19 protein-coding genes and 1 tRNA gene are annotated in these 23,459 nt (G+C 65.8%); 5 read left to right on the top strand and 15 right to left on the bottom strand.

Translation table 11 applies throughout. The features are described 5' to 3' along the window. Positions 1 to 28: 28 nt before the first annotated feature. The 7 genes from lon to ACLIJ1_RS20775 form a co-directional block, all read right to left on the bottom strand. Positions 29 to 2,461, bottom strand: a complete 2,433-nt coding sequence (gene lon / locus ACLIJ1_RS20805) for an endopeptidase La (protein ID WP_411367468.1) — start codon at positions 2,459 to 2,461, stop codon at positions 29 to 31. A 75-nt stretch (positions 2,462 to 2,536) separates the two neighbouring features. Further along, a complete protein-coding gene (gene clpX / locus ACLIJ1_RS20800) occupies positions 2,537 to 3,802 on the bottom strand; it encodes an ATP-dependent Clp protease ATP-binding subunit ClpX (RefSeq protein ID WP_411367467.1) in 1,266 nt (421 codons plus the stop codon). 149 nt (positions 3,803 to 3,951) lie between these two features. Next, positions 3,952 to 4,569, bottom strand: coding sequence for an ATP-dependent Clp endopeptidase proteolytic subunit ClpP (gene clpP / locus ACLIJ1_RS20795; protein WP_411367466.1), 618 nt, complete (start codon positions 4,567 to 4,569; stop codon positions 3,952 to 3,954). A 196-nt stretch (positions 4,570 to 4,765) separates the two neighbouring features. Next, positions 4,766 to 6,076: a trigger factor gene (tig, locus tag ACLIJ1_RS20790; protein ID WP_411367465.1), complete on the bottom strand. Its 1,311-nt coding sequence runs from the start codon at positions 6,074 to 6,076 to the stop codon at positions 4,766 to 4,768. 69 nt (positions 6,077 to 6,145) lie between these two features. After that, positions 6,146 to 6,232, bottom strand: a tRNA-Leu gene (locus ACLIJ1_RS20785). A 61-nt stretch (positions 6,233 to 6,293) separates the two neighbouring features. Beyond that, on the bottom strand, positions 6,294 to 9,449 hold the full coding sequence (locus ACLIJ1_RS20780) for an efflux RND transporter permease subunit (RefSeq protein ID WP_411367464.1): 3,156 nt from the start codon (positions 9,447 to 9,449) through the stop codon (positions 6,294 to 6,296). Between the two features lie 8 nt (positions 9,450 to 9,457). Then, positions 9,458 to 10,573 (bottom strand): efflux RND transporter periplasmic adaptor subunit, encoded by a 1,116-nt coding sequence (locus tag ACLIJ1_RS20775; protein ID WP_411367463.1) that lies wholly within the window; start codon positions 10,571 to 10,573, stop codon positions 9,458 to 9,460. Between the two features lie 201 nt (positions 10,574 to 10,774). Between ACLIJ1_RS20775 and hpnC the strand changes: the two genes are divergently transcribed. After that, on the top strand, positions 10,775 to 11,680 hold the full coding sequence (gene hpnC / locus ACLIJ1_RS20770) for a squalene synthase HpnC (RefSeq protein ID WP_411367462.1): 906 nt from the start codon (positions 10,775 to 10,777) through the stop codon (positions 11,678 to 11,680). Here the strand turns inward: hpnC and ACLIJ1_RS20765 are convergent. Continuing rightward, on the bottom strand, positions 11,655 to 12,458 hold the full coding sequence (locus ACLIJ1_RS20765) for a sensor histidine kinase (protein ID WP_411367461.1): 804 nt from the start codon (positions 12,456 to 12,458) through the stop codon (positions 11,655 to 11,657). The two genes, hpnC and ACLIJ1_RS20765, sit on opposite strands and share 26 nt — an antisense overlap. Before the next feature lie 391 nt (positions 12,459 to 12,849). Between ACLIJ1_RS20765 and ACLIJ1_RS20760 the strand changes: the two genes are divergently transcribed. Genes ACLIJ1_RS20760 through hpnE form a run of 3 tightly spaced genes read left to right on the top strand, consistent with a single transcriptional unit; the run spans position 12,850 to position 15,791 of the window. Further along, positions 12,850 to 13,554 carry a Crp/Fnr family transcriptional regulator gene (locus ACLIJ1_RS20760; protein WP_411367460.1) on the top strand — a complete coding sequence of 235 codons (705 nt, stop codon included), beginning with the start codon at positions 12,850 to 12,852 and terminating at the stop codon, positions 13,552 to 13,554. A gap of 45 nt (positions 13,555 to 13,599) precedes the next feature. Further along, positions 13,600 to 14,466: a presqualene diphosphate synthase HpnD gene (hpnD, locus tag ACLIJ1_RS20755; protein WP_411367459.1), complete on the top strand. Its 867-nt coding sequence runs from the start codon at positions 13,600 to 13,602 to the stop codon at positions 14,464 to 14,466. Further along, on the top strand, positions 14,463 to 15,791 hold the full coding sequence (gene hpnE, locus ACLIJ1_RS20750; RefSeq protein WP_411367458.1) for a hydroxysqualene dehydroxylase HpnE: 1,329 nt from the start codon (positions 14,463 to 14,465) through the stop codon (positions 15,789 to 15,791). The genes hpnD and hpnE overlap by 4 nt, the downstream gene beginning before the upstream one ends. Positions 15,792 to 15,801: 10 nt before the next feature. On the opposite strand, the gene ACLIJ1_RS20745 is transcribed toward hpnE, so the two are convergent. Both ACLIJ1_RS20745 and ACLIJ1_RS20740 read right to left on the bottom strand, forming a co-directional pair. Then, entirely contained in the window at positions 15,802 to 16,458 is a 657-nt protein-coding gene (locus ACLIJ1_RS20745) for a glutathione S-transferase family protein (protein ID WP_411367457.1), read from the bottom strand. A gap of 13 nt (positions 16,459 to 16,471) precedes the next feature. Then, on the bottom strand, positions 16,472 to 17,212 hold the full coding sequence (locus ACLIJ1_RS20740; RefSeq protein ID WP_411367456.1) for an HAD family hydrolase: 741 nt from the start codon (positions 17,210 to 17,212) through the stop codon (positions 16,472 to 16,474). 19 nt (positions 17,213 to 17,231) lie between these two features. On the opposite strand from ACLIJ1_RS20740, the gene hemH reads away from it, so the two are divergent. Then, the gene (gene hemH, locus ACLIJ1_RS20735; RefSeq protein ID WP_411367455.1) at positions 17,232 to 18,323 is read left to right on the top strand and encodes a ferrochelatase; all 1,092 of its coding nucleotides are present in this window, start codon (positions 17,232 to 17,234) and stop codon (positions 18,321 to 18,323) included. 642 nt (positions 18,324 to 18,965) lie between these two features. On the opposite strand, the gene ACLIJ1_RS20730 is transcribed toward hemH, so the two are convergent. From ACLIJ1_RS20730 to ACLIJ1_RS20710, 5 genes are read right to left on the bottom strand one after another with little or no spacing between them, the layout of a single operon-like run. Continuing rightward, positions 18,966 to 19,832, bottom strand: a complete 867-nt coding sequence (locus ACLIJ1_RS20730) for an alpha/beta fold hydrolase (RefSeq protein WP_411367454.1) — start codon at positions 19,830 to 19,832, stop codon at positions 18,966 to 18,968. Beyond that, positions 19,829 to 20,929 (bottom strand): branched-chain amino acid ABC transporter permease, encoded by a 1,101-nt coding sequence (locus tag ACLIJ1_RS20725; protein ID WP_411367453.1) that lies wholly within the window; start codon positions 20,927 to 20,929, stop codon positions 19,829 to 19,831. Before ACLIJ1_RS20725 ends, ACLIJ1_RS20730 begins: the two co-directional genes overlap by 4 nt. Positions 20,930 to 20,939: 10 nt before the next feature. After that, entirely contained in the window at positions 20,940 to 21,926 is a 987-nt protein-coding gene (locus ACLIJ1_RS20720; RefSeq protein ID WP_411367452.1) for a branched-chain amino acid ABC transporter permease, read from the bottom strand. Further along, on the bottom strand, positions 21,923 to 22,660 hold the full coding sequence (locus ACLIJ1_RS20715) for an ABC transporter ATP-binding protein (protein WP_411367451.1): 738 nt from the start codon (positions 22,658 to 22,660) through the stop codon (positions 21,923 to 21,925). The genes ACLIJ1_RS20720 and ACLIJ1_RS20715 overlap by 4 nt, the downstream gene beginning before the upstream one ends. After that, positions 22,657 to 23,430 carry an ABC transporter ATP-binding protein gene (locus ACLIJ1_RS20710; RefSeq protein ID WP_411367450.1) on the bottom strand — a complete coding sequence of 258 codons (774 nt, stop codon included), beginning with the start codon at positions 23,428 to 23,430 and terminating at the stop codon, positions 22,657 to 22,659. Before ACLIJ1_RS20710 ends, ACLIJ1_RS20715 begins: the two co-directional genes overlap by 4 nt. Positions 23,431 to 23,459 lie beyond the last annotated feature (29 nt).

The following is a 23,459-nucleotide window of genomic DNA, read 5'->3' as shown; positions in this document are numbered from 1 at the left end:
GCTTTTTCAAGACCCCTCCACTTTTTGCTCAGTGCTTGACGGCATCCGGCGAAGGTGCAGGCGAGCGACCAGCGGCGGCCGCGACCTGCGCCGCAACCTCCTCATCCGTCAACGGCACCGGCTGACGTTCCAGCGCAATAGACAGCACCTTGTCGATCCACTTCACCGGAACGATCTCCAGGCCTTGCTTGACGTTGTCGGGAATGTCGGCAAGGTCCTTGACGTTCTCTTCCGGAATGATTACGGTCTTGATGCCACCGCGCAGCGCAGCGAGCATCTTTTCCTTGAGTCCACCGATCGCGGTCACTTCACCTCGCAGGGTGATTTCCCCCGTCATGGCCACGTCAGCACGCACCGGAATGCCCGTCAGGGCCGACACCAGTGCAGTTGTCATCGCAGCGCCTGCACTCGGCCCATCCTTGGGCGTCGCCCCGTCCGGCACGTGAATGTGGATGTCGCGCTTGTCGAACTGCTCGTCCTTGATGCCCAGCATACGAGCGCGGCTTCGCACCACGGTGCGGGCAGCCTCGACCGACTCCTTCATCACATCACCCAACGAGCCGGTGCGCGTGATGACGCCTTTGCCCGGCATGATCGCGACTTCGATGGTCAGGAGGTCACCGCCCACCTCGGTCCACGCAAGACCAACCACCTGACCGACCTGGTTCTGTTGCTCGGCCCGGCCGTAGGAGTACTTTCGCACGCCCAGAAATTCGTCAAGGTTGGCGGCATCGACCACCAGGGTCGGTGTGTATTTCTTGAGCAGCAACCCCTTGACCACCTTGCGGCAGATCTTGGAGAGTTCGCGCTCGAGCGAACGCACACCCGCCTCACGGGTGTAGTAGCGCACGATGTCGCGCACCGCCTCTTCCTTGACTTCCAGTTCACCATCGCGAATGCCGTTGTTTTTGACCTGCTTGGGCAGCAGGTAGCGCATCGCGATGTTGGTCTTTTCGTCTTCGGTGTACCCCGAGAGGCGGATGACTTCCATCCGGTCGAGCAGGGCCGGCGGAATGTTCATCGAATTCGAGGTCGCCACGAACATCACGTCCGACAGGTCGAAGTCGACCTCGACATAATGGTCACCGAAAGTGTGGTTCTGCTCGGGGTCCAGCACTTCCAGCAGCGCCGACGACGGGTCACCGCGGAAGTCGGTCCCCAGCTTGTCGATTTCGTCAAGCAAGAACAAAGGATTGCGCGTGCCGACCTTGGACAGGCTTTGCAGCACCTTGCCCGGCATCGCACCGATGTAGGTGCGGCGGTGCCCGCGGATCTCGGCCTCGTCGCGCATGCCGCCCAGCGCCATGCGCACGTACTTGCGCCCGGTGGCTTTGGCCACCGACTGACCGAGCGATGTCTTGCCCACACCCGGAGGGCCGACCAGACACAGGATCGGGGCCTTGACCTTGTCCACGCGCTGCTGCACCGCGAGGTATTCGAGGATGCGGTCCTTGACCTTGTCCAGCCCGTAGTGGTCTTCGTTGAGCACTTCCTCGGCATGCGCCAGGTCGTGCTTGATCTTGGTCTTCTTGCTCCATGGCAGAGCAACCAGGGCATCGATGTAGTTGCGCACCACGGTGGCTTCGGCCGACATGGGCGACATCAGCTTGAGCTTCTTGAACTCGGCTTCGGCCTTCTTGCGTGCCTCGGCCGGCATCTTGGCGAGCTTGATCTTCTTCTCGATCTCCTCGATGTCGGCGCCCTCTTCGCCTTCGCCGAGCTCCTTCTGGATTGCCTTGACCTGCTCGTTCAGATAGAAGTCGCGCTGGTTCTTCTCCATCTGGCGCTTGACGCGCCCACGGATCTTCTTGTCGACGTTGAGAATGTCGACTTCCCTCTCGAGCTGTTCGAACAGGTTCTCCAGCCGCTTGTTGACCAGATCCAGATCCAGCACAACCTGCTTGGACTCCAGCTTGAGTGGCAGATGCGCGGCAATGGTGTCGGCCAGGCGACCCGGGTCGTCGATGCTGGAGATCGAGGTCAGGATCTCGGACGGGATCTTCTTGTTCAGCTTGACGTACTGGTCGAACTGCTGCATCACCGCGCGGCGCAGCGCTTCGAGTTCGTTGTTCTGGCTCGCGAGCTTTTCCAGCGCGGGATCGATCGGCGCCACATTGGCCACAAAGTGGCTTTCACCGTCGTTGATCGACAACACCTTGGCGCGCTGCACGCCTTCGACCAGCACCTTCACGGTGCCGTCGGGCAACTTGAGCATCTGCAGGATGGTGGCGACGCAACCCATCTCGAACATGTCCTCGGTCGAGGGCTCGTCTTTGGCGGCCGCCTTCTGGGCGACCAGCATGATGCGGCGTTCTGCCTCCATCGCGGCTTCCAGAGCCTTGATGCTCTTGGGGCGGCCGACGAACAGCGGAATCACCATGTGGGGAAAGACCACCACATCGCGCAATGGCAACAGTGGCAGGTCGACCGGCGTGCTGGGCAGGGGTACTTGTCCGGACATTTCAGACCTCAGAAAGGAATAGCGGGCCAAGGTGCAGGCGCAGCCTGTTCACCCTGGTCCATTCGGCGCACGCGCTCAGGCCTGCTTGGCCGCCTCGCGGTAAACCAGCAGGGGGGGTTTGTTTTCTTCGATGGTGGACTCGTCAACCACCACCTTCTCGACATTGCTCATGCCAGGCAGTTCGAACATGGTGTCGATCAGGGCGTTTTCCAGGATGGACCGCAGTCCGCGCGCACCAGTCTTGCGGGCCAGCGCCTTGCGAGCGATCGCTTTCAGCGCAGCCGGGCGCACTTCCAGGTCGGCACCCTCCATCGACAGCAGACGGGCGAACTGCTTGACCACCGCATTCTTGGGCGTGGTCAGGATTTCCACCAGCGCGTCTTCGCTAAGCTCGGCCAGGCTCGCGATCACCGGCAGACGCCCCACCAGTTCGGGAATCAGGCCGAACTTGATCAGGTCTTCCGGCTCGATGTCCTTGAATGCCTCGGTCAGGCTGCGCTGCTGCTTGCTCTTGACCACGGCGGCGAAGCCCATGCCAGAAGCTTCGGTGCGGTTCTCGATGATCTTTTCCAGACCCGCGAACGCGCCACCGCAGATGAACAGGATGTTGGTCGTGTCGACCTGCAGGAAGTCCTGGTTCGGGTGCTTGCGGCCGCCCTGAGGCGGTACGCTGGCCATCGTGCCTTCGATCAGCTTGAGCAGCGCCTGCTGCACGCCTTCACCCGAAACATCGCGGGTAATCGAAGGGTTGTCCGACTTGCGGGTGATCTTGTCGATCTCGTCGATGTAGACGATGCCCTGCTGTGCGCGCTCGACGTCGTAGTTGCAGCTCTGCAGCAGCTTGGCAACGATGTTCTCGACGTCTTCGCCCACATAGCCCGCTTCGGTCAGCGTGGTCGCATCGGCCATCACGAACGGCACGTTGAGCATGCGCGCCATGGTCTGCGCCAGCAGCGTCTTGCCCGAACCCGTGGGCCCGATCAGCAGGATGTTGCTCTTGGCAAGCTCGACCTCGTCCTTGCGGGCAGCCTGCTTGTGACGCAGGCGCTTGTAGTGGTTGTAGACGGCCACGGCCAGCGCGCGCTTGGCCGGGTCCTGGCCGATCACGTATCCGTCCAGGTTGGCCTTGAGGTCGGCGGGCGTGGGCAGGTCGTCTCCGGCCGATTTGACCGACTCGAGTCCGGGCAACTCATCACGGATGATGTCGTTGCACAGATCGATGCATTCGTCGCAGATGAACACCGACGGACCGGCGATGAGTTTCTTCACCTCGTGCTGGCTCTTGCCGCAGAACGAGCAGTAGAGCGCCTTTTCGCCGGAAGCGGCTTTTTTGTCGGCCATGGGTCTGGAGGTCGGGACTACCTGGTGGTAAGGATGGAATCAATGATAGTTCAAGGCCGGTGGGCCTGAAACCGCAGAAAAGCGGCCCATTCGAGGCGAAAACCACCACCGAACGAGCACTTTTTCATGACGTTTGCCGATTCAGGCGATCAGGCCGCCGTTGCACGCTTGTCGATCACCTTGTCGATCAGGCCGTATTCGGCCGACTCGGCGGCCGACAGGTAGTAATCGCGCTCGGTGTCGCGCTCGATCTTTTCCAGCGGCTGGCCGGTGCGTTCGGCCAGGATCTTGTTGAGCTGCTCGCGGGTCTTGAGGATCTCGCGGGCATGGATCTCGATCTCGGTCGCCTGGCCCTGCGTGCCACCCAGCGGCTGGTGGATCATGATCTTGGAATTCGGCAGCGCAAAGCGCTTGCCCTTGGCACCCGCAGCCAGCAGGAAGGCACCCATGCTCGCGGCCATGCCCGTGCACAACGTGGACACGTCCGGCTTGATGAAGTTCATCGTGTCGAAGATCGCCATGCCGGCGCTGACCGAGCCGCCCGGGGAGTTGATGTAGAACGAGATGTCCTTGTCGGGGTTCTCGCTTTCGAGGAACAGCAGCTGCGCCACCACCAGGTTGGCCGACTGGTCATTGACCGGGCCGACCAGGAAGATCACACGCTCCTTGAGCAGGCGCGAATAGATGTCGTAAGCGCGTTCACCGCGGCCCGACTGCTCGATCACCATGGGCACCATGCCCAGACCCTGAATGTCCATTGCGCTCATGCGTTTCTCCAATGTTTGAGTGCGTCGATGTCACTACTGTAACCAACCCGCCAAAGCCGCATCCGGACCAGCGACTTTGCCCGAGGCATGCATATGGCGTGCCTGGCAAAAAACACAAGTGCCCGACACAAAAACAAGAAGGGCGGATCGCTCCGCCCTTCTCCGGATGGCCTGGCGACGGGCGCCAGCAAGCCAATCAGGCCTGGCCCATCAGCTCGTCGAAACCGATCGACTTGTCGGTGACCTTGGCCTTGGACAGCACGAACTCGGTCACGTTGTTTTCGATCACGACCGCTTCGATCTCGGCCATGCGGCGGTTGTCGCTGGTGTACCAGCGGATCACGTCGGCCGGCTTCTCGTAGGACGAAGCCAGTTCGTCGATGTGTGCCTTGATCTGGTCGGCCTTGGCGTGCAGCTCGTTGACGCGCACCAGCTCGGCCACCACCAGACCCAGGCGCACGCGGCGCTCGGCCTGTTCCTGGAACAGCTCAGCAGGAATCGGGGCCTTGTCGGCGTCTTTGATGCCACGCTGCTTGAGGTCGGCACGGGCGCCTTCGACCAGACGGTCGACTTCGGACTGCACCACCGACTTCGGCAGATCCAGCTCGGCCTTGGCTACCAGCGCGTCCATCACGGCCTGCTTGTTGCGGGCCTGGACGCGGAACTTGACTTCGCGCTCCAGGTTCTTCTTGATGTCGGCGCGCAGGCCTTCAACCGTGCCGTCAGCGATGCCCAGCGACTTGGCCAGAGCCACATCCACGTCGGGCAGGTGGGCTGCTTCGATCTTGTTGACGGTCACCAGGAAGTCGGCCGTCTTGCCGGCCACGTCCTTGCCGTGGTAATCGGCGGGGAACGGCAGCGGGAAGGTCTTGGACTCGCCGGACTTCATGCCACGCACGGCGTCTTCGAATTCCTTGAGCATCTGGCCGTCGCCGACGATGAACTGGAAGCCTTCGGCCTTGCCGCCTTCGAAGGCTTCGCCGTCGATCTTGCCGGCGAAGTCGATGGTCACACGGTCGCCGTCGGCAGCGGCCTGGTCGGCAGCGCGCTGGGCGAAGGTGCGGCGCTGCTTGCGCAGGATGTCCAGCGTGCGGTCGATGGCAGCGTCGCTGACGTCGGCGGTGACCTTGTCGATCTCGGCCGTCGACAGATCGGCGATCTTGACTTCAGGGTAGACCTCAAACACGGCGTCAAAAGCCAGCTGGCCTTCGGGAGCGCCTTCCTTCTCGGTGATCTGGGGCTGGCCAGCCACGCGCAGCTTGGCTTCGCCGGCAGCGCTGGCGAACGCTTCGCCAACCTTGTCGTTCATGACTTCGTAGTGGACCGAATAGCCATAGCGCTGGGCCACCACGTTCATCGGCACCTTGCCGGGACGGAAGCCGTCCATCTTGACGTCGCGGGCCAGACGCTTGAGGCGCTTGGCCACTTCGTTCTGGATCACGTCGGCGGGCAGCGTCAGGGTGATCTTGCGCTCCAGCTTTTCCAGGGTCTCTACGGTCACGGTCATGGTGTTCTCCAATCAGGAATATCGGTTGGCCAGCGCGGCCGACCGGTGTGGGTCTGTTCGTCTGTGAGGTGGTGCGCGGGGGGGGACTCGAACCCCCACACCATTGCTGGCGTCAGGACCTAAACCTGGTGCGTCTACCAATTTCGCCACCCGCGCGCCGGACACACGAAGCCTTGGAGGGCTCCGTTGACGGCAACCTTCTATTGTATCTGCTGGGTCAGGCGGTCCGTTGCACCCGGAACCAGGCGGCGTACATCGCCGGCAGCGCCAGCAGCGTGAGCACGGTGGCCACCACCAGGCCGCCCATGATCGCCACCGCCATCGGTCCCCAGAACACGCTGCGGGAAAGCGGAATCATGGCCAGCACCGCCGCGGCCGCCGTCAGCACGATCGGACGCATCCGGCGCACTGCAGCTTCGACGATCGCGTCCCAGGCCGGTACCCCGCGCGCACGGTCCTGCTCGATCTGGTCGATCAGGATCACCGAGTTGCGCACGATCATTCCAAACAGGGCAATCACGCCCAACAACGCCACGAAGCCGAACGGTCGGTTGAGCACCAGCAGCGCACCGGCCACACCGGCGATGCCCATGAACCCAGTCGAAAACGCCAGCATGGAGCGGCTGAAGCTCTGGAGCTGCAACATCAGCAAGGTCAACACAATGAAGAGCATGACAGGCCCGCCTGCCGCGATCGACGACGAACCCTTGCTGCTCTCCTCCACCGCACCCGCGACCTGCACCCGGTAACCGGTCAGGCCCTTGGCCGCCCAGGCAGACTCGGCCTGGCGCAGCGTCGGCAGCAACTCTGCGGTCACGGTAGCGCCCTGCAGGCCCTCGACCACGTCGCCCTGCACCGTGATCGCGAACTCGCGGTTCTCGCGCCACAGCACTCCCGGCTCCCAGTCGAACACCGGCCGTGCGATCTGCGACAGCGGGATGCTCTTGCCACTGCTGGTTGGCAGGTAGGCGTTGTTCAGGCTGGTGATCGCGTCGCGCTCGGACAGCGGCTGGCGCAGCACGATGTCGATCAGCTTGTCGCCCTGCCGGTACTGTCCCACGTTGCTGCCGGTGAGCGCAGTGCGGGTGGCAGTCGCGATGGACTGGCTGGACACGCCCAGCGCCCGCGCCTTGGTCTGGTCGACCTCCAGGCGTAGCGCCTTGACCGACTCGTTCCAGTTGTCGTTGACGCCGCGCATGTTCGGGTTCGCACGCATCAGCACCTTGAGTTCGTCACCCAGGCCACGCAGCACCTTGGGGTCGGGCCCGACCACGCGGAACTGCACCGGATACGGCACCGGCGGCCCGTTGGGCAGCAGCTTCACGCGCCCCCGCACCTCAGGAAATTCAGTCGCCAGCAGTGCCGGCAAAGCCTTGCGGATGCGTTCGCGCGCCACGAGGTCCTTGGGCAGCACGATCATCTGCGACACGTTGCTCTGCGGAAAGATCTGGTCCAGCGGCAGGTAGAAGCGGGGCACACCCGAGCCGACCCAGGTACTGACGCTGAGCACATCCGGCTCCTTGGCCAGCCGCGCCTCGACCCGGCGCGCGACCTCGTCGTTGGCCGCCATGCTCGCGCCTTCAGGCAGCCAGATGTCGACCAGCACCTCCGGTCGCGCCGAGTCGGGGAAGAACTGCTGCTGTACCTGGCCCATGCCGGCCATGCCGAGCACGAAGGTGGCAATCGTCAGGCCGATGGTGATCCAGCGGTGCTGCACGCACCAGTTCACCAGCGCCCGGAATTTCACGTAGAACGGACCGTCGAACACCTCGTGCGCGGGCCCGACGAGGGCTTTCACCTTGAGCAGCCGCACCCCCAGATAGGGCACGAACATCACCGCCACGATCCAGGACAGCACCAGCGCAATCACCGTGACCGCAAAGATGGCGAAGGTGTATTCGCCGACAGTCGAATTGGCCAGCCCGATCGGCAGGAAGCCGGCCGCCGTGATCAGCGTGCCGGTGAGCATCGGCATGGCGGTGGCGTCCCAGGTGAAGGTCGCGGCCTTCATCATCGAATAGCCCTCTTCCAGCTTGCGCACCATCATCTCGACCGCAATGATCGCGTCGTCGACCAGCAGGCCCAGCGCGATGATCAGCGAGCCGAGGGAAATCTTGTGCAGGCCGATGTGCCAGTAGCGCATCGCCAGGAAGGTGATCGCCAGCACCAGCGGGATCGTGATCAGCACCACCAGGCCCGGACGCACGTCCAGCACATAGCGCCGCAGTCCGGTACCGCCTTCGCGCTTGTGCAACCCGAGACTGATGAAGCTCACCGCCAGCACGATCAGCACCGCCTCGATCAGCACGCCCACGAACTCGTTGACAGACCGGCTCACGGCCTCGGGCTGGTCCTGCACCTGCACCAGTTCCATGCCGGCCGGCAGCGACGGCCGGATCTCGCCCATGGCCTCTTTCAACGATTTGCCCAGCGCGATGATGTCGCCGCCCTTGTTCATCGATATGCCCAGGGCGATGCTGTCGCGGCCGTTGTGTCGCACCATCACCTGCGGTGGGTCGACATAGCCAGCGCGGATCTGCGCAATGTCACCGAGTCGAAGTTGCGTGCCGTTGGCGGCGCGGATCGGCATGGAGCGCAGCTGTTCGACCGTATCGAAAGCGCCATCCACCCGCACCTGCACCACATCGTGCGGCGCCTGCACAGCACCCGCCGACTCCACCGCGTTCTGCTGCCCCAGCGCGGTCAGGACGGCCTGCATGTCCAGACCCAGCGTGGCCAGGCGTTGGTGCGAGACCTCGATGAAGAGCTTCTCGTCCTGTGCGCCGAACAGCTCGACCTTGTTGACGTCCTTGACCCGCAGCAGCTTCTGCCGCACCTGGTCGGCCTCCTGCTTGAGCTCGGCCGGCGTGAAGCCTTCGCCCTGCAGCGCATAAATGACGCCGAACACGTCGCCGAACTCGTCGTTGAAGAACGGTCCGACCACGCCTTGCGGCAGCGTGTTCCGAATGTCGCCGACCTTCTTGCGCGCCGTGTACCAGATCTGCTGGATTTCGGCGGCAGGCGAGTTGTCGCGCACCTGGAACAGGATCAGCGTTTCGCCCGGCTTGGAATAGCTGCGGATCTTGTCGGCATACGGCACTTCCTGCAGCGTCTTCTCGATCCGGTCGGCAACCTGCTCGGCCACTTCCTGCGACGTGGCGCCCGGCCAGTAAGCCCGCACCACCATGGCGCGAAAGGTGAACGGCGGGTCTTCGTCCTGCCCGAGCTGGAAGTAGGACGCCACGCCCAGCACCATCAGCACGATCATCAGGTACCGCGTGAAGGCCTGGTGGTCCAGGGCCCACTGGGAAAGGTTGAAACGCGACACCCAGGAAGCGGCGGGCTGGCCGCTGTGCGCTTGGTTCTGGCTCATGGTGAACCTCAGCGGGCAGCGGTGGCCACGAAACGGACCACCTTCTGGCCCGGCGAAAGCACGTGCACGCCAGCCGCCACGACTTCTTCACCGTCCTTGAGTCCCGAGGCGATCACGATTTCGTTGCCGTCCGCGCCGGCCACGATCACGGTCCGCATCGACACCGAGCCGCTGGCCGGGTCGAACACCCACACGGCGCTGTCCTTGCCACCGGAGGCCCGCACCAGCGCACTGGTCGGCAGGCGGATCTGCCCGGCCGGCGCGGCTGTTCCCGTCGCTGCTTCACCGTCGAACTGCACCGACACCGTCGCTCCCAGCGGCACCGTGGCATCGGCTGGCAGGGACAGCTTGACCTGGAATGTCCGTGTGACCGGGTCGGCGCTGGCCGCGACTTCGCGGACCTGCGCGGGCAGCGGCGCGGGCGCCACACCAGCTCCCGACCAAAGAACCACCTGCGCCGACTGGCCGGTGCGCACACGCGCAACCCGGTCCTCGGGCACGGCGATCACTGCATCGCGCGCGCCATCGCGTGCAATGCGCACCACCGGCGCGCCGGCCGCCACCACCTGCCCGGGCTCGGCCTCTACCGACAGCACCACCCCCGGACCGTCCGCCACCAGGCGGGCGTACCCCGCCTGGTTGCCCTGCACCGCGCCTTGGGCGCGTGCCTGGCGCAACGTCGCCTCCGCAGCGTCGAGCGTTGCTTGCCGGCGTTCGATCTCTGCGCCGCTGACAAACCCCTGCGCCTTCAGGTCCGAGAAGCGCTTGAGGTCGGCCGCTGCCAGATCGCGCTGCGTCTGCGCGGCCGCGATCTGGGCCTGGGCCGCCTGGGTAGCCAGCGCCAGGTCCTGGGCATCCAGCTGGGCCAGCAACTGGCCAGCGGTCACGCGCTGTCCGACCTCGGCCGGGCGCTGGATCAGTTTGCCGCCGACCCGAAAGCCCAGCCTGGATTCGGTCCTGGCCCGGACTTCGCCCGCGTAACCCGCACGGGTCTGCAATGCGCCATGACTGACCGTCATCAGCTTGACCGAGCGGATTGGCTCCTGCGGCGCCTCCGGCCGGGAACACGCCGCGAGCAACAGCACGGTCGACAGGAGAGGCACAAGCAAGGGGGTCTTCTTCATGGCGCAGCGGTATGGAAAAAGAAAAACGGCCCGTACAAATTAATGACTGACCGGTTAGTAATCAAATTGTAGTGCAATCGAATGCCGGCTGACAACGCGCCAGGGGGTGGCGGCCCGTCTGCCGGCAGGCCGCGACTGTGCCCGTGAGAAACTGCTCGGAACGCTTTGCCCCGTCAACCCCTGCAACGCCCAGCCCCCTACATGCCCGCGCCAGACACGCCATTGACCAGTCAGGTCGGTCACTATGAGAACTTCCCGGTCGCGTCCTGGCTCTGCCCGGCCGCCATCCGGCCGGCGGTGATGGCGATCTACCACTTTGCCCGCACGGCAGACGATCTGGCCGACGAAGGCACGGCATCGGCCCCTGAGCGGCTGGAGTCGCTGTCGTCCTACAGGGTGGCACTGGATCGCTGCGTGAAGGCGCCCGGCGAGACGGCGGACCCCAGCGCGTGGCCCGAAGTCTTCGGCCCGCTGGCCCGGCAGATCGCGCTGCACAGTCTGCCGATGCCGCTGCTGCACGACCTGCTCAGCGCTTTCGAGCAGGACGTACGCCACACCGCCAGTGGCCATGTCTATGCCAACACGGCAGAACTGCTGGACTACTGCCGCCTCTCCGCCAATCCGGTCGGCCGGCTGCTGCTGCACCTGTACGGCATCGGCGATGCCCTCTCGCTGGAACGCAGCGACGCCGTTTGCAGCGCGCTGCAGCTGATCAACTTCTGGCAGGACATATCGGTTGATCACGCGCGCGGTCGCCACTATCTCCCGGCCGACGCGCTGGCGCGCCAAGGTCTCACGCTAGAAGATTTTTCGGGCGATGCGCCAGCCGACGTTCAGGTGCGTTGCCGCAGGGTGATTGCCGCGCTGTGCGATGAGGCCAGGGAGATGATGCTGCAGGGCGCGCCGCTGGCCCGGCGCATCCCGGGCCGTGCCGGCTGGGAACTGCGGCTGGTTGTCGAAGGCGGCTTGCGCATCCTGGACAAGATCGCCGCCATCGATCACAGCAGCTGGCTGCAGCGCCCCACGGTCGGGAAGGCCGACATCCCGGTGATGCTCTGGCGCGCCGTGACCGGCACGCACCTCAATCGGCGGCCGCTGGCAGGCTGAAACCGAAGCTGGCGCCCTGTCCCGGGCGGTTGCTGGCCCAGACGCGGCCTCCGTGGCACTCGACGATGCGGCGGACCATCGCCAGACCCACGCCCGGCCCCGGAGAAGGCGCTCCAGCCCCCTGCTGGAACAGACCAAACAGCATCGCCGATCTTTCAGGCTCAAACCCCAGACCGTTGTCGTGCACGAAATAGGCGCTGCCACCCGGCACCGCCTCGTGACCAACCTCCACCAGAGGATGGTCGCTGGTGCTCGCGTGCCGCACCGCGTTGTCGAGCAGCTCGACCCAGACCCTGCGCAGCAAGCCCGCGTCGGCAAACGCCGGCGGCAGTTCGGCCACCACTTCACAGCGCACCGATCCCGACTCCCCGCCGATGTCCAGACCCCGCATCACCGACCGGACCAAGGCTGCGTTGTCCACCCACTCATGGCGCAGATCTTCCACCTGCAGCCGGGCCAGGTCCGACACCGACTCCATCAGTCGCTGCAACCGGCGGCTGGAGTCGAGCACCTTCTGCGATAGCCGGGCAACCTGCTCCGGCTGCTCGGCGCCGGGCAGGTCACCAAGCAGTTGCGCATAGCTGGCGACGTGACGCAGCGAAGTTCGCAGGTCGTGGGCCAGCGCGTGGGAGATGTCGCGCAGCGTCTGTTCCGCCGAGACCAGCCGGCCCAGCACGGCCGCGTCTGCGGAGGCAGCCGCACCACCGGAACCCGACGGAGAAGTCGCCTGATCGGACCGCATGGCCAGCGGATGCCGGAATTCGTGAGGGGAAGACATGAGGATGGCAGTCGAAAGGTGCAACGGCAGCCGCCAAGGGAGCACTTCCCGGCGATATACCGACACTATCGCGGCAAGCCATGCAAACCTTTGTTGACATACGACATTGGTTCCTGTGAAACGGGTATTTCTGCGTCGAATGTGACGCAAACCGCAGTCACTGCCCCGGCAGCAGCCGTGCCTGTGGCACATCTTGCTCATGACAACCAGCGGTAAACCCTCCAGAAGACCCAAGAAGTCTTCCCGGCCGTCAGCCTCCAGTGCCCCAGCGCCAGCGGGTGTGCAAAAAACCACGAAACGGACCTTTCAGCCGCTGGAGAAAACGCCGCTGCAGCCGATGAGCAAGGATCAGCCCTCATGGGTTGACCGAACTGCCCCATCCCCTGCCCCGATGTCTCCCGCTTCCGCCCCGTCGCCCGACACCCCCCAGCGCTGCCGACTCTGTGTTGCCCGCGCCAGTTGCCTGTTTGGGCAGTTGCCGCCCATCCAGCTGGATCGGCTGGATTCGCAGATCCGCGAACACGACTTCCGCAAAGGCGAGATGCTCCAGACCGAGGGCGCCCAGCCCCCCGTGGTGCGAAGCATCAAGGTCGGCACGGTCATGCTGACGCGCAAAGGCCCCGACGGGCAGTCCCGCGCGGTGGCCATGGTCGGACGCAGCCACTTGCTGGACGTCTGTTCGCTGGTCGGCACGAAGGCCTTGCTCGGCGCGCAGGCGCTGTCGGCGGGTCGTTTCTGCGAAGTGCCTGTGAGCGCCTTGCGCAGCATCCTGGACAAGGAACCGGCCCAGCTCTATGGGCTGCACCAGCAGATGGGGCGATCTTTCGAATCGCTGGCAGACTGGGGCCATGTGCTGCGCATGCGCGGACTGCAGCGTCAGCTGGTGGCGGCGCTGCGCCTGCTGGCCCGGGAGCAGGGGTCGCCCACCGTGCTGCTGCCCAGCCAGGTTGCCCTGGCGGCCGTGCTCTCGACCACCCGGGAGTCGGTGGCGCGCGCGCTCAAGCAGCTGGAAGAAGACGGACACCTGCAGCGCCGCGACCGCTGGCACGGGGAACTCACCGGCACGCACCACCAGGTGTTCCGCGACCCCGACTGATCCCTGCGCAAGGGCTGTTTACACTCGGGAACCACCTCCCGAGACATGACACCCCAAGACTACGCCCAGCAGAAAGCCGCCGCCTCAGGCAGCAGCTTCTATTACGCCTTCCTGTTCCTGCCGCCCGAACGCCGTGCGGCGATCACGGCGTTCTACGCCTTCTGCCGCGAGGTCGATGACGTGGTCGACGAAGTCACCGACCTGGGCGTGGCGCAGGCCAAGCTGGGCTGGTGGCGCCAGCAGGTCGCACAGGCCTACGGCGGCCGCGCCGACCACCCTGCCCTGCAGGCGCTGATGCCACACGCGCCGGTCTTCGGCATCGAGGCGCGGCACCTGCTGGCGGTGATCGACGGCTGCCAGATGGACCTGGACCAGAGCCGTTACCTCGACTTCGCCAACCTGCAGCAGTACTGCCATCTCGTGGCTGGCGTGGTGGGCGAAGTGGCGGCGCGCATCTTCGGCCAGACCGACCCGCGCACCACCGACTACGCCCACCAGCTCGGCCTGGCGTTCCAGCTGACCAACATCATCCGCGACGTCGGCGAAGACGCCGCGCGCGGCCGCATCTACCTGCCGGTCAACGAACTGCAGCGCTTCGACGTCAAGGCGCACGAGTTGATCAAGCGCGGTGCCGCGCCGGGCATGGACACCGCCGACTTCCAGCGCCGCTTCCTGCCGCTGATGCAGTTCCAGTGCGAACGCGCACTGAAGACCTACGACGAAGCGCTGGCCCTGCTGCCCGAGGCCGACCGCCGCCCGCAGAAGCCAGGTTTGATGATGGCCAGCATCTACCGCACCCTGCTGCAGGAAATCGCCGCCGACCCGGTGCTGGTCCTGACCCAGCGGGTGAGCCTGACGCCGCTGCGCAAGCTGTGGCTGGCGTGGAAAGTCCAAGCATTGGGCCGTCTGTGAACATTGCGATCGTCGGCGCCGGCTGGGCAGGGCTCTCGGCCGCCGTCGAAGCCGTGGCGCTGGGCGCCGACGTCACGCTGTTCGAAGCCACCCGCACCCCTGGCGGTCGCGCGCGCGCCCTGCCCGCGCAGCGCCCGGACGGCGTGCCGCTGTTGCTGGACAACGGGCAACACATCCTGATCGGCGCCTACCGCGAGACGCTGGCGCTCATGCAGCGTCTGGGTGTCGACCCGCAGGCGGTGTTGCTGGGCACGCCGCTGTCCCTGCCCTACCCCGACGGCAGCGGCCTGCAGACGCCGCGTTGGGCCGCGCGCTGGCCCGCGCCGCTGGACGCCGTGGCCGCGATCCTGACCGCGCGCGGCTGGCGCTGGAGCGAACGGCTGGCGCTGGTGCGCGCTTCGCTGGGCTGGCAGCGCTCGGGCTTTGCCTGCGATCCCCGGATGACCGTCGGCGAGCTCTGCGCTGTGCTGCCCGCCCGGGTGATGGACGAACTGATCGAGCCGCTGTGTGTCTCGGCCCTGAACCTGCCGGCCGCCGCGGCCAGCGGGCAGGTGTTCCTGACCGTCATGCGCGACGCGCTGTTCGGCCAGGGATTCGGTGCCTGGTCGGCCTCGGCCCTGCTGCTGCCTCGCGAAGACCTCGGCACCCTGCTGCCCGAGGCCGCCTGCCGGCATCTGGGTGAGCGAGTGCGGCGCGGCACACGGGTCACGGCATTGCAGAGAACCCCTTCCGGCTGGACGCTGTCCGGCGACGGTTGGTCGGACAGCTTCGACCGCGTGATCTGGGCCACCGCCGCCAGCCCGGCCGTGTCGGTCATGGGCGCGGCCACCGGCGTCAATGCCACCGGCGCGGCCTTGCGCGACTGGGCTGCCACCACCAAGCGGCTGGACTTCACGGCCATCACCACCGTCTATGCCTTTGCACCGGGCGCGCGTCTGAACGCGCCCATGGTCGCGCTGCGCTGCAGCCTGCAAGCGCCCGCGCAGTTCGTGTTCGACCGCGGCCTGCTGCGACCACACGATGCGTCGGCGCAAGGCCTGCTTGCCTTCGTGATCAGCGCCAGCGAAGGCGAACGCGACGCGCTGCAAGCGCAAGTGCTGGCGCAGGCCGCCAGCCAGTTGGGCCTGCGCGATCTGCAACCGATACAGACTGTGGTGGAAAAACGCGCGACCTTTGCCTGCACACCCGGCCTTCTGCGCCCGCCAATGGCGATCGCACCGGGTCTGTGGGCCGCGGGGGACTACATCGACGGTCCCTACCCCGCCACGCTCGAAGGTGCGGTGCGCAGCGGGTTGGCGGCAGCGCGGCTGGCCTGCGCGGCCTGAACCGAAGTCTTCAGCGGACGCCCAGCGCCTGCGCCGCAGCAAACGCGGGGCGGCGCACACAAGCCCGCACCCATTCGCGCGTCAACGGATAGGGTTCCGTCAATTCGCGCACCGGCCGCAACCACTGCAACACACTGGCCACACACAGGTCGGCCACGGTGAACCGGTCCGCCGCCAGATGCGCCTCGCCGCGCGCCTGCTGTTGCGCCAGATGCTGTTCGAGCACCCGCAGCGGCACCGCCAGCCGCCGCTCGGCCACATCGGCCAGCTCAGGCTTGCGCCGCTCCACCGGCATGACCACGCGGTGCATCAACACCGTCAGCGCATCGGCCTCGCATTCGCTCATGACCCAGAAGCTCCAGCGCAGCGCCTCGGCGTCCTCGCGCGCGGTGGCGGGCGTGATCGAGAGACCATCGGCCACGCCGTGGTGCCGCGCGAGGTACAGCGCGCAGGCCATGCTCTCCCAGACCACGACATCGCCTTCCGCGCGCGCGTCGACCACCACAGGGATGTGGCCGTTCGGGTTGAGCGCGAGGAACTCCGGGGTGCGCGTGGCGCCGCCCTGGTACGGCGTGGCCACGTGCTGGAAATCCAGACCCAACTCGGTCGCGGCCCAGAGCGGGCGCAGCGCGCGCGAGGCGGCGATGCCGTGGACGGTCAGGCCCATGCCGGCTCCCGCGTCAGGCCGACAGCGCTCGGCACAGCGCGCCCAGCTCGCTGACGGTGATGTGGGGCACCAGCGGCGCATGTTCCCAGGCGTGACCACCGCGGTTCACCCAGGCCACTTGCATGCCGGCGTTCAGCGCGCCGACGCCGTCGAGATGTGCGTCGTCGCCGATGTGCAGCACCTCGTGCGGCGCCACGCCGGCCGCGTTGGCGGCGGCGTGGAAGATACGCGGGTCGGGCTTGCCCACGCCGAACTCGCGCATGCCGATCGTGGCGACGAAGTGGGCGCCGATGCCGACGCGGTGCACGTCGGCGTTGCCGTTGGTCAGTGCCACCACCGGAAATCGGGCACTCAGGTGCGCCAGCGCCGGCAAGGCATCGTCGAACAGTTCGACCCGCTGCCGCTCGGCGAAGAACACCTCGAAGGCCGGCTCGGCCAGCGAAGGGTCGTCGCCCGCGCGTTGCAGCAACGTGCGGATCGACTCGCGGCGCAGCGCGTTGAGGTCGTGTGAAAGATCGGGTCGGGTCCGGCCCGTTTCCTCGCGCACTTCGCGCAAGGTCTTCTGGTCGGCGCCCAGCGCGGCGGTCGTCGGCGCATGCTGCGCGAGCCACGTTGAAAGCACCTGCTCGGCCCTCTTGATCGTCGGCCAGATCGGCCACAGCGTGTCGTCCAGATCGAGCGTGATGGCGCGGATGCGGGACAGGTCCAGCCCCTGATCGGGCGGGTTCGTGCGCGGGGGGGCGGGGTTATTCATGGCTGCGGGAGAATAGCGCATGCCCTTCCAGACAGAACCCGCTTTCAAACATGGCCAGGCGCCCCGCACGGCCATCGTGTGGTGCAACCTCGGCACCCCCGACGAACCCAAGGCGCCCGCGCTGCGCCGCTATCTCGGCGAGTTCCTGGGCGACCCGCGCGTGGTGGAAATCCCGCGCGCCCTATGGATGCTGATCCTGCACGGCATCATCCTGCGCACCCGCCCCGCCAAGTCGGCCGCCAAGTACGCCAGCATCTGGACACCCGAAGGCTCGCCGCTGAAGGTCTGGACCGACAAACAGTCCAAGATGCTGCAGGGCTACCTTGGCGAACGCGGCCACCAGGTCACCGTGCGCTACGCGATGCGCTACGGCAACCCCTCGATGCCGTCGGTGCTCGACGAGCTCAAGGCGCAGGGCGTGACCCGCATCCTGATCCTGCCGGCCTATCCGCAATACAGCGGCACCACCACCGCCAGCGTGATCGACGCCGTGTCGGCCTGGAGCCTGAAGATCCGAAACATCCCCGAGTTCCGCTTCGTCAACCGCTACCACGACGACCTCGGCTACATCGACGCACTGCACCGCAAGATCCGCGCGCACTGGATGCACCACGGCCAGGGCGACCACCTCGTGATGAGCTTCCACGGCGTACCCGAGCGCACGCTGCACCTGGGCGACCCCTACCACTGCGAATGCCACAAGACGGCGCGCATGCTGGCAGAAAAACTGGGGCTGGAGAAAGACCGCTACAGCGTCACCTTCCAGTCGCGTTTCGGCAAGGCCAAGTGGCTGGAGCCCTACACCGAGCCGACCCTGATCGCGCTGGCGAAAAAAGGGCTCAAGAGCGTGGACGTGGTCTGCCCCGGCTTCACCGGCGACTGCCTGGAGACGCTGGAAGAAATCCGCATGGAAGCGCAGGAAGCCTTCAAGCACGCGGGCGGCCAGCGCTTCGAATACATCGAGTGCCTCAACGACAGCCCGGACTGGATTCGCGCGCTGGCCGACTTGGCGGAGCGGCATCTGCAGGGCTGGGGGACGCAGCATGCGGATGATCCGATGCAGTTGGTGGCGAGCCGGGAGCGGGCGTTGGCGTTGGGGGCGAAAAGTTGATCAAGTCTCCAGAGTTGCCAGCCGTATTTACTGTCAAGGCCGGTGTCTTGCCCATTGCAATCTGAGTCAAAGCCAAGTATTGACGTATGCCCTCACCCCAGCATTCACTAGATCTACAACGCAAATCCGAGCAATTGATGGCGGATGCTTTGGGAAGTGCAGGCTTTCGGCGTCAGAACCGAAGTGCACCCTATAGGCGCCCGATTGGATCTGATTCAGAGCTATTCATCTTTGCAAAGGTGCATCGGCGCGCAGGGATCAGCTATTTCGAACCCGTTCTAGGCCTGGAGAACAAGACACTCCGAAGCAGGCAAATAGAGCCAGACCAAAAAGAAAAATACCCGAGATTTGCTCACATCTATCTTGGTTACCTTTGTGGAAATGACATCTTGAGGTGGTACTTTCAAGATGAAGCAGGCTCTCAGACTGCAGTTGAGACCATTTCGCAAGCGGTTTCGACCTTTGCAATTCCGTTCGCGGAACATTGGTGCGATTTATCTAGAGCGGAAGAACTTATTCGTGCAGCACTGGATGGGCGTGGCCCGCACGGGGTCGTTGTCTATCATTGGTCAGCAGAACTATTGCGAGCTTCTCTGATCGGCTCGATTCAATAGCGCGATCTGAGCAAGGCCCACTGCCTCACTACCCCGCCAGAAACCGGCTAACCAGCTCCAGCTGGTCCGGCACATTCAGCGCCGGCGCGTGCCCGCAACCCGCAATCGTCACCACCAGCGCACGCGGTCCGCGGTCGCGCATCTGTTCCGCGGTGTCGGCCAGCAACAGGTCGGACTCCGCGCCGCGCAGGCACAGCACCGGGATGTCGATGCGGTCGTACTCGGGCCAGCGGTCGTAGTCGCCCGGGTGTTCGGTGAACTGCATCACCATGGCCGGGTCGTAGTGCGGCGTCACGCGGCCGTCGGGCAGGCGGCGCACCGAGCTTTCGGTCAGCAGCTTCCATTGCGCGTCGCTGAGGTGGCCGTAGGGTTTGTAGACGGTGCGGAAGTACTGCTCCAGCTCGCTCACCGTCGCGAAGCTCGCCGGGTTGCCGGCGTAGCTGCGGATGCGCTCGATGGCGGCGTCGGCCAGCTTGGGGCCGTTGTCGTTGAGCACCAGGCGCCGGATGCGCCCGCGCAGCAGTCCGTCGGCCGCGACCATGCCGATGGCGCCGCCCATGGAGGTGCCGACCCAGTGGAAACGGTCCAGCCCGAGCTGGTCGACCAGCGAGCACGCCAGCATGGCGTAAAAGGTCAGGCAGTACTCGGCCTTGGGCTCCGGGCTCCACTGCGACAGGCCCCGGCCAATCGTGTCGGGACAGATCACGCGGTAGCCGAGCCCGCTCAGGTGCGCCGCCAGTGCGTCCATGTCGCGCCCGGTGCGCGCCAGGCCGTGCCAGGCGATCACGGTGCCGTGGTCGGTGGTGCCGGGCGCGGCCGGCCAGTCCATGAAGTGAATCTCGCGGCCCTCGCAGGTCAGGTAGCGCGACTGGGGTGTGACAGACGAAGCGCTCATTGCAAGCCCTTGAGTTTGGCCAGCACGGCGCGTTCGCGCAGCTTGCCGACGATGCCGGTGGGAAAGTAGTAGACCGAGAGCACGAACAGCAGGCCCAGCCAGAGCAGCCAGCGGTCGGGCGTGAGCAGCGCGGGCAGCAGCGGCACGCCGGCCGTCGCCTCACCGGCCATGCGCAGCAGGTCCTGCAGGTAGCTCTGCGCCAGCACGAAGAGCACGCTGCCGATCAGTGCGCCGTAGAGCGTGCCCATGCCGCCGATGACGACGATCAGCAGGATGTCCAGCATGATCTCGAACGACAGCGAGGTGTCCGGCCCGTTGTAGCGCAGCCAGAGCGCGAGCAGGCATCCGGCCAGCGTAGCGAACAGGGCCGAGAGTACGTTGGAGAGCGTGCGGTAGACGACGGTGCGGTAGCCCAGCGCCTCGGCGCGGAAGTCGTTTTCGCGGATCGCCTGCAGCACGCGGCCGAAGGGCGAGTTCACGATGCGCAGGATGGTCAGGAAGATCGCGCAGACGCCGACGAACAGCAGGTAGTAGGTGATCAGCTTGCCATTGAGCGACACGTCGCCCCAGGGCAGCGACAGCGGTTCTTCGCTCAGCTCGAAACCGGGCGACAGCAGTTCGGGCACGCTGAAGCTCAGCCCGTCTTCGCCGCCGGTGAAGTCCGACAGCTGCGAGGCCAGCGTGAGGAAAGCCGAGGCCACGGCCAGCGTGATCATGGCGAAGAAGATCGCCTTCACCCGCAGCGAGAACAGGCCGATCAGCAGCGACAACAGCGTGGACACCAGCAGCGCGCCGAGCACGCCGACGACGATCGCACCCCAGGACGGCTCCGCGAACGAGCCCAGCGCAATCGCGACGCCGTAGGCGCCGATGCCGAAGAACATGGTGTGCGCGAAGCTGACGATGCCGGTGTAGCCCAGCAGCAGGTCGAAGCTGGCGACCAGCGCGACGAAGACCAGGATCTTGGCCGCCACGTTGAGCGCCTTCACGCCCGGAAACAAGAAGGGCGCGAAGGCCAGGCCCAGGAACAGGACCACCAGCAGCGCCGCCAGCCAGGGGCTGCGCGGCAGGTCTTTGGAGAGGATTCGTTGCAGCATCTTCAACCTCTCACCGGCTCGTCACGGGATAGACACCCTGCGGCCGCCACAGCAGGATCGCCACCATCAGCGCGATGTTGGAGAACAGCGCCACCTTCGGGGCCAGGAAGCCGGTGTAGTTCGCCATCAGTCCCACCAGCAGCGCACCGATCAGCGCACCCAGCGTGGAGCCCAGGCCGCCGATGATGATGACGATGAAGATCAGCACGTTGACCTGCGCGCCCATCTGCGGCGTCACGCTCTGCTGGTACAGGCCCCACATCACGCCGCCCAGGCCGGCCAGCGCGCTACCGGCCACGAACACGCCGACGAACAGGCGCTTGATGCGGTAGCCCAGCGACTCGACCATCTCGCGGTCCTGCACACCGGCGCGGATCAGCAGGCCAACCTTGGTGCGGTTGAGCGTCCAGACCATGGCGGCGAACACGGCGGTACCGACCAGCACCGCGACGATGCGGTACTTCTCGACCGAGGCATCGCCCAGCAGCAGCGAGCCGCGCAGCGCCTCGGGCAGCGGCAGCGCGATCTGCCCCGGGCCCCAGATCACCTTGATCAGCTCCTCGCCGATGATCATGCCGCCCATGGTGATCAGGATCTGCTTGAGGTGCATGCCGTAGACCGGGCGGATGATGAAGCGCTCGAACACCAGCCCCAGCGCACCCGCCACCGCCATCGCGACCAGCATCGCCGGCAGCAGCGCCAGCAGGTTCATCCAGAGGCTGTCGGCCGTCGTGTAGGCGCTCATGCTTCCCAGCACCGTGGTCGCCACGAAGGCGCCCAGCGCGATGAACACGCCGTGGCCGAAGTTCAGCACGTCCATCAGGCCGAACACAAGCGTCAGGCCCGAGGCGATGATGAAGACGATCATGCCCATCGCCAGCCCCGCCACGGTCAGCGTCAGCCAGGTCGCGGGGCTGCCGATGGCCGGCAATGCGGCCAGGGCCAGCACCGGCACCAGAGCCATGGGCTTCCAGTCGAGTTCTTTGAGCGCGCTCATTGGTGGGCTCCCAGGCTCAGGCCGAGCAACTTGCCCTGCAGAGCTTCATCGGCGGCCAGCTCGGCCATCGACCCGCTGTGCACCACGCGCCCGTCGTCCATGACGGCCACGCTGTCGCCCAGCTGCTTGGCGAAGTTGAAGTTCTGCTCGACCAGCAGGATCGTGGTCTGCGCCGCCTTGAGCTGGCGGAAGGCCTCGATCATGTTCTGGATGATCGCGGGCGCCAGGCCCTTGCTGGGCTCGTCGATCAGCAGCAGCTGGCGCGGCTCGACGATGGCGCGCGAGACCGCCAGCATCTGCTTCTGCCCGCCACTGAGTTTGCCGGCCGGGTGGTTCCAGAACTTCTTCATGGCCGGGAACAGGCCGAAGATCCATTCGAGACGCGTGGTGTCGATGTCGTCCAGCGTGCGCGCGCCGTGCGCGGCCAGCAGCATGTTCTCGCGCACCGACAGGTCCGAAAAGATGCCCATGCTTTCGGGCACGTAGGCCACGCCGCTGGTGGCGATCTCGGGCGTCTGGCGCGCAGTGATGTCCTGCCCGGCCAGCGTGACGCGGCCCTGGCTGGCGTGCCACAGGCCCATGATGGTGCGCAGCGTGGTGGTCTTGCCGGCGCCGTTGCGGCCCAGCAGCATGGTCAGCTGTCCCTTGGGCACGGTGAGGTCGACGCCGTGGAGGATGTGGTACGCGCCGATGTGCGTATGGACACCCTCGAGTTTCAACAATGCTTCGCTCATGCCGCGGCCTCTTCTTTTTCTTCCGGGTTGATGCCGAGGTAAGCCTGCTGCACCACGGGCGAGGCGATCACGGTCGCCGGGTCGCCATCGGCCACGAGTTCGCCGTTGTGCAGCACGATGATGCGGTCCGAGAGTTCGCGCACCACGTCCATCTTGTGTTCGACCAGCAGGATGGTCTTGCTCCGGTCGGCCTTGAGCTGGCGGATCAGGTTGAGGATGACCGGCACCTCGTCCACGCTCATGCCGGCCGTGGGTTCGTCGAACATGAAGACCTGCGGCTCCAGCGCCATCAGGATGCCGACCTCCAGCTTGCGCTGGTCGCCGTGCGGCAGGCTGGCCGCGAGCTGGTCGCCCTTGTCGGCCAGCGCCACGGCTTCCAGCACCTCGTCGGCGCGCACCACCAGGTCCTTGCGGTCGCTCCAGATCTTCCAGAGGTTCAGGCCGGCGCCCGCCCTCGCCTGCACCGCCAGCCGCACGTTCTCGCGCACCGTGAGGTTGGGGAACAGGTTGGTCAGCTGAAAGGCGCGACCCAGGCCGGCGCGCGCCCGGGCGGCAGCGCCGTCGCCGGTGATGTCCTGGCCTTGCAGCTGGACCCTGCCGGAGGTGGCCTTGATCTGCCCCGAAATGAGGTTGAAGTAGGTGGTCTTGCCGGCGCCGTTGGGGCCGACGATCGAGGTCAGCGTGCCCGACTCGAACGCGCAGCTGACCCCGTTGACTGCGTAGTGCCCGCCGAACCGCACGGTCAGGTCGGTGGTTTTCAGTGAAATCATGGATGCCTGTGTCTGGATGCCTGTGTTTG

Origin of the sequence: Hydrogenophaga sp. RWCD_12, from assembly GCF_046604225.1 — a bacterium.
Lineage (GTDB): Bacteria > Pseudomonadota > Gammaproteobacteria > Burkholderiales > Burkholderiaceae_C > Hydrogenophaga.
This window is presented reverse-complemented; position numbering and strand designations above follow the sequence as displayed.

Excerpts from the sequence above, each read along its gene's own strand:
- lon (WP_411367468.1), bottom strand. The coding sequence starts at position 2,461 with ATGTCCGGACAAGTACCCCTGCCCAGCACGCCGGTCGACCTGCCACTG.
- clpX (WP_411367467.1), bottom strand. The coding sequence starts at position 3,802 with ATGGCCGACAAAAAAGCCGCTTCCGGCGAAAAGGCGCTCTACTGCTCG.
- clpP (WP_411367466.1), bottom strand. The coding sequence starts at position 4,569 with ATGAGCGCAATGGACATTCAGGGTCTGGGCATGGTGCCCATGGTGATC.
- tig (WP_411367465.1), bottom strand. The coding sequence starts at position 6,076 with ATGACCGTGACCGTAGAGACCCTGGAAAAGCTGGAGCGCAAGATCACC.
- ACLIJ1_RS20780 (WP_411367464.1), bottom strand. The coding sequence starts at position 9,449 with ATGAGCCAGAACCAAGCGCACAGCGGCCAGCCCGCCGCTTCCTGGGTG.
- ACLIJ1_RS20775 (WP_411367463.1), bottom strand. The coding sequence starts at position 10,573 with ATGAAGAAGACCCCCTTGCTTGTGCCTCTCCTGTCGACCGTGCTGTTG.
- hpnC (WP_411367462.1), top strand. The coding sequence starts at position 10,775 with ATGCCCGCGCCAGACACGCCATTGACCAGTCAGGTCGGTCACTATGAG.
- ACLIJ1_RS20765 (WP_411367461.1), bottom strand. The coding sequence starts at position 12,458 with ATGTCTTCCCCTCACGAATTCCGGCATCCGCTGGCCATGCGGTCCGAT.
- ACLIJ1_RS20760 (WP_411367460.1), top strand. The coding sequence starts at position 12,850 with ATGTCTCCCGCTTCCGCCCCGTCGCCCGACACCCCCCAGCGCTGCCGA.
- hpnD (WP_411367459.1), top strand. The coding sequence starts at position 13,600 with ATGACACCCCAAGACTACGCCCAGCAGAAAGCCGCCGCCTCAGGCAGC.
- ACLIJ1_RS20745 (WP_411367457.1), bottom strand. The coding sequence starts at position 16,458 with ATGGGCCTGACCGTCCACGGCATCGCCGCCTCGCGCGCGCTGCGCCCG.
- ACLIJ1_RS20740 (WP_411367456.1), bottom strand. The coding sequence starts at position 17,212 with ATGAATAACCCCGCCCCCCCGCGCACGAACCCGCCCGATCAGGGGCTG.
- hemH (WP_411367455.1), top strand. The coding sequence starts at position 17,232 with ATGCCCTTCCAGACAGAACCCGCTTTCAAACATGGCCAGGCGCCCCGC.
- ACLIJ1_RS20730 (WP_411367454.1), bottom strand. The coding sequence starts at position 19,832 with ATGAGCGCTTCGTCTGTCACACCCCAGTCGCGCTACCTGACCTGCGAG.
- ACLIJ1_RS20725 (WP_411367453.1), bottom strand. The coding sequence starts at position 20,929 with ATGCTGCAACGAATCCTCTCCAAAGACCTGCCGCGCAGCCCCTGGCTG.
- ACLIJ1_RS20720 (WP_411367452.1), bottom strand. The coding sequence starts at position 21,926 with ATGAGCGCGCTCAAAGAACTCGACTGGAAGCCCATGGCTCTGGTGCCG.
- ACLIJ1_RS20715 (WP_411367451.1), bottom strand. The coding sequence starts at position 22,660 with ATGAGCGAAGCATTGTTGAAACTCGAGGGTGTCCATACGCACATCGGC.
- ACLIJ1_RS20710 (WP_411367450.1), bottom strand. The coding sequence starts at position 23,430 with ATGATTTCACTGAAAACCACCGACCTGACCGTGCGGTTCGGCGGGCAC.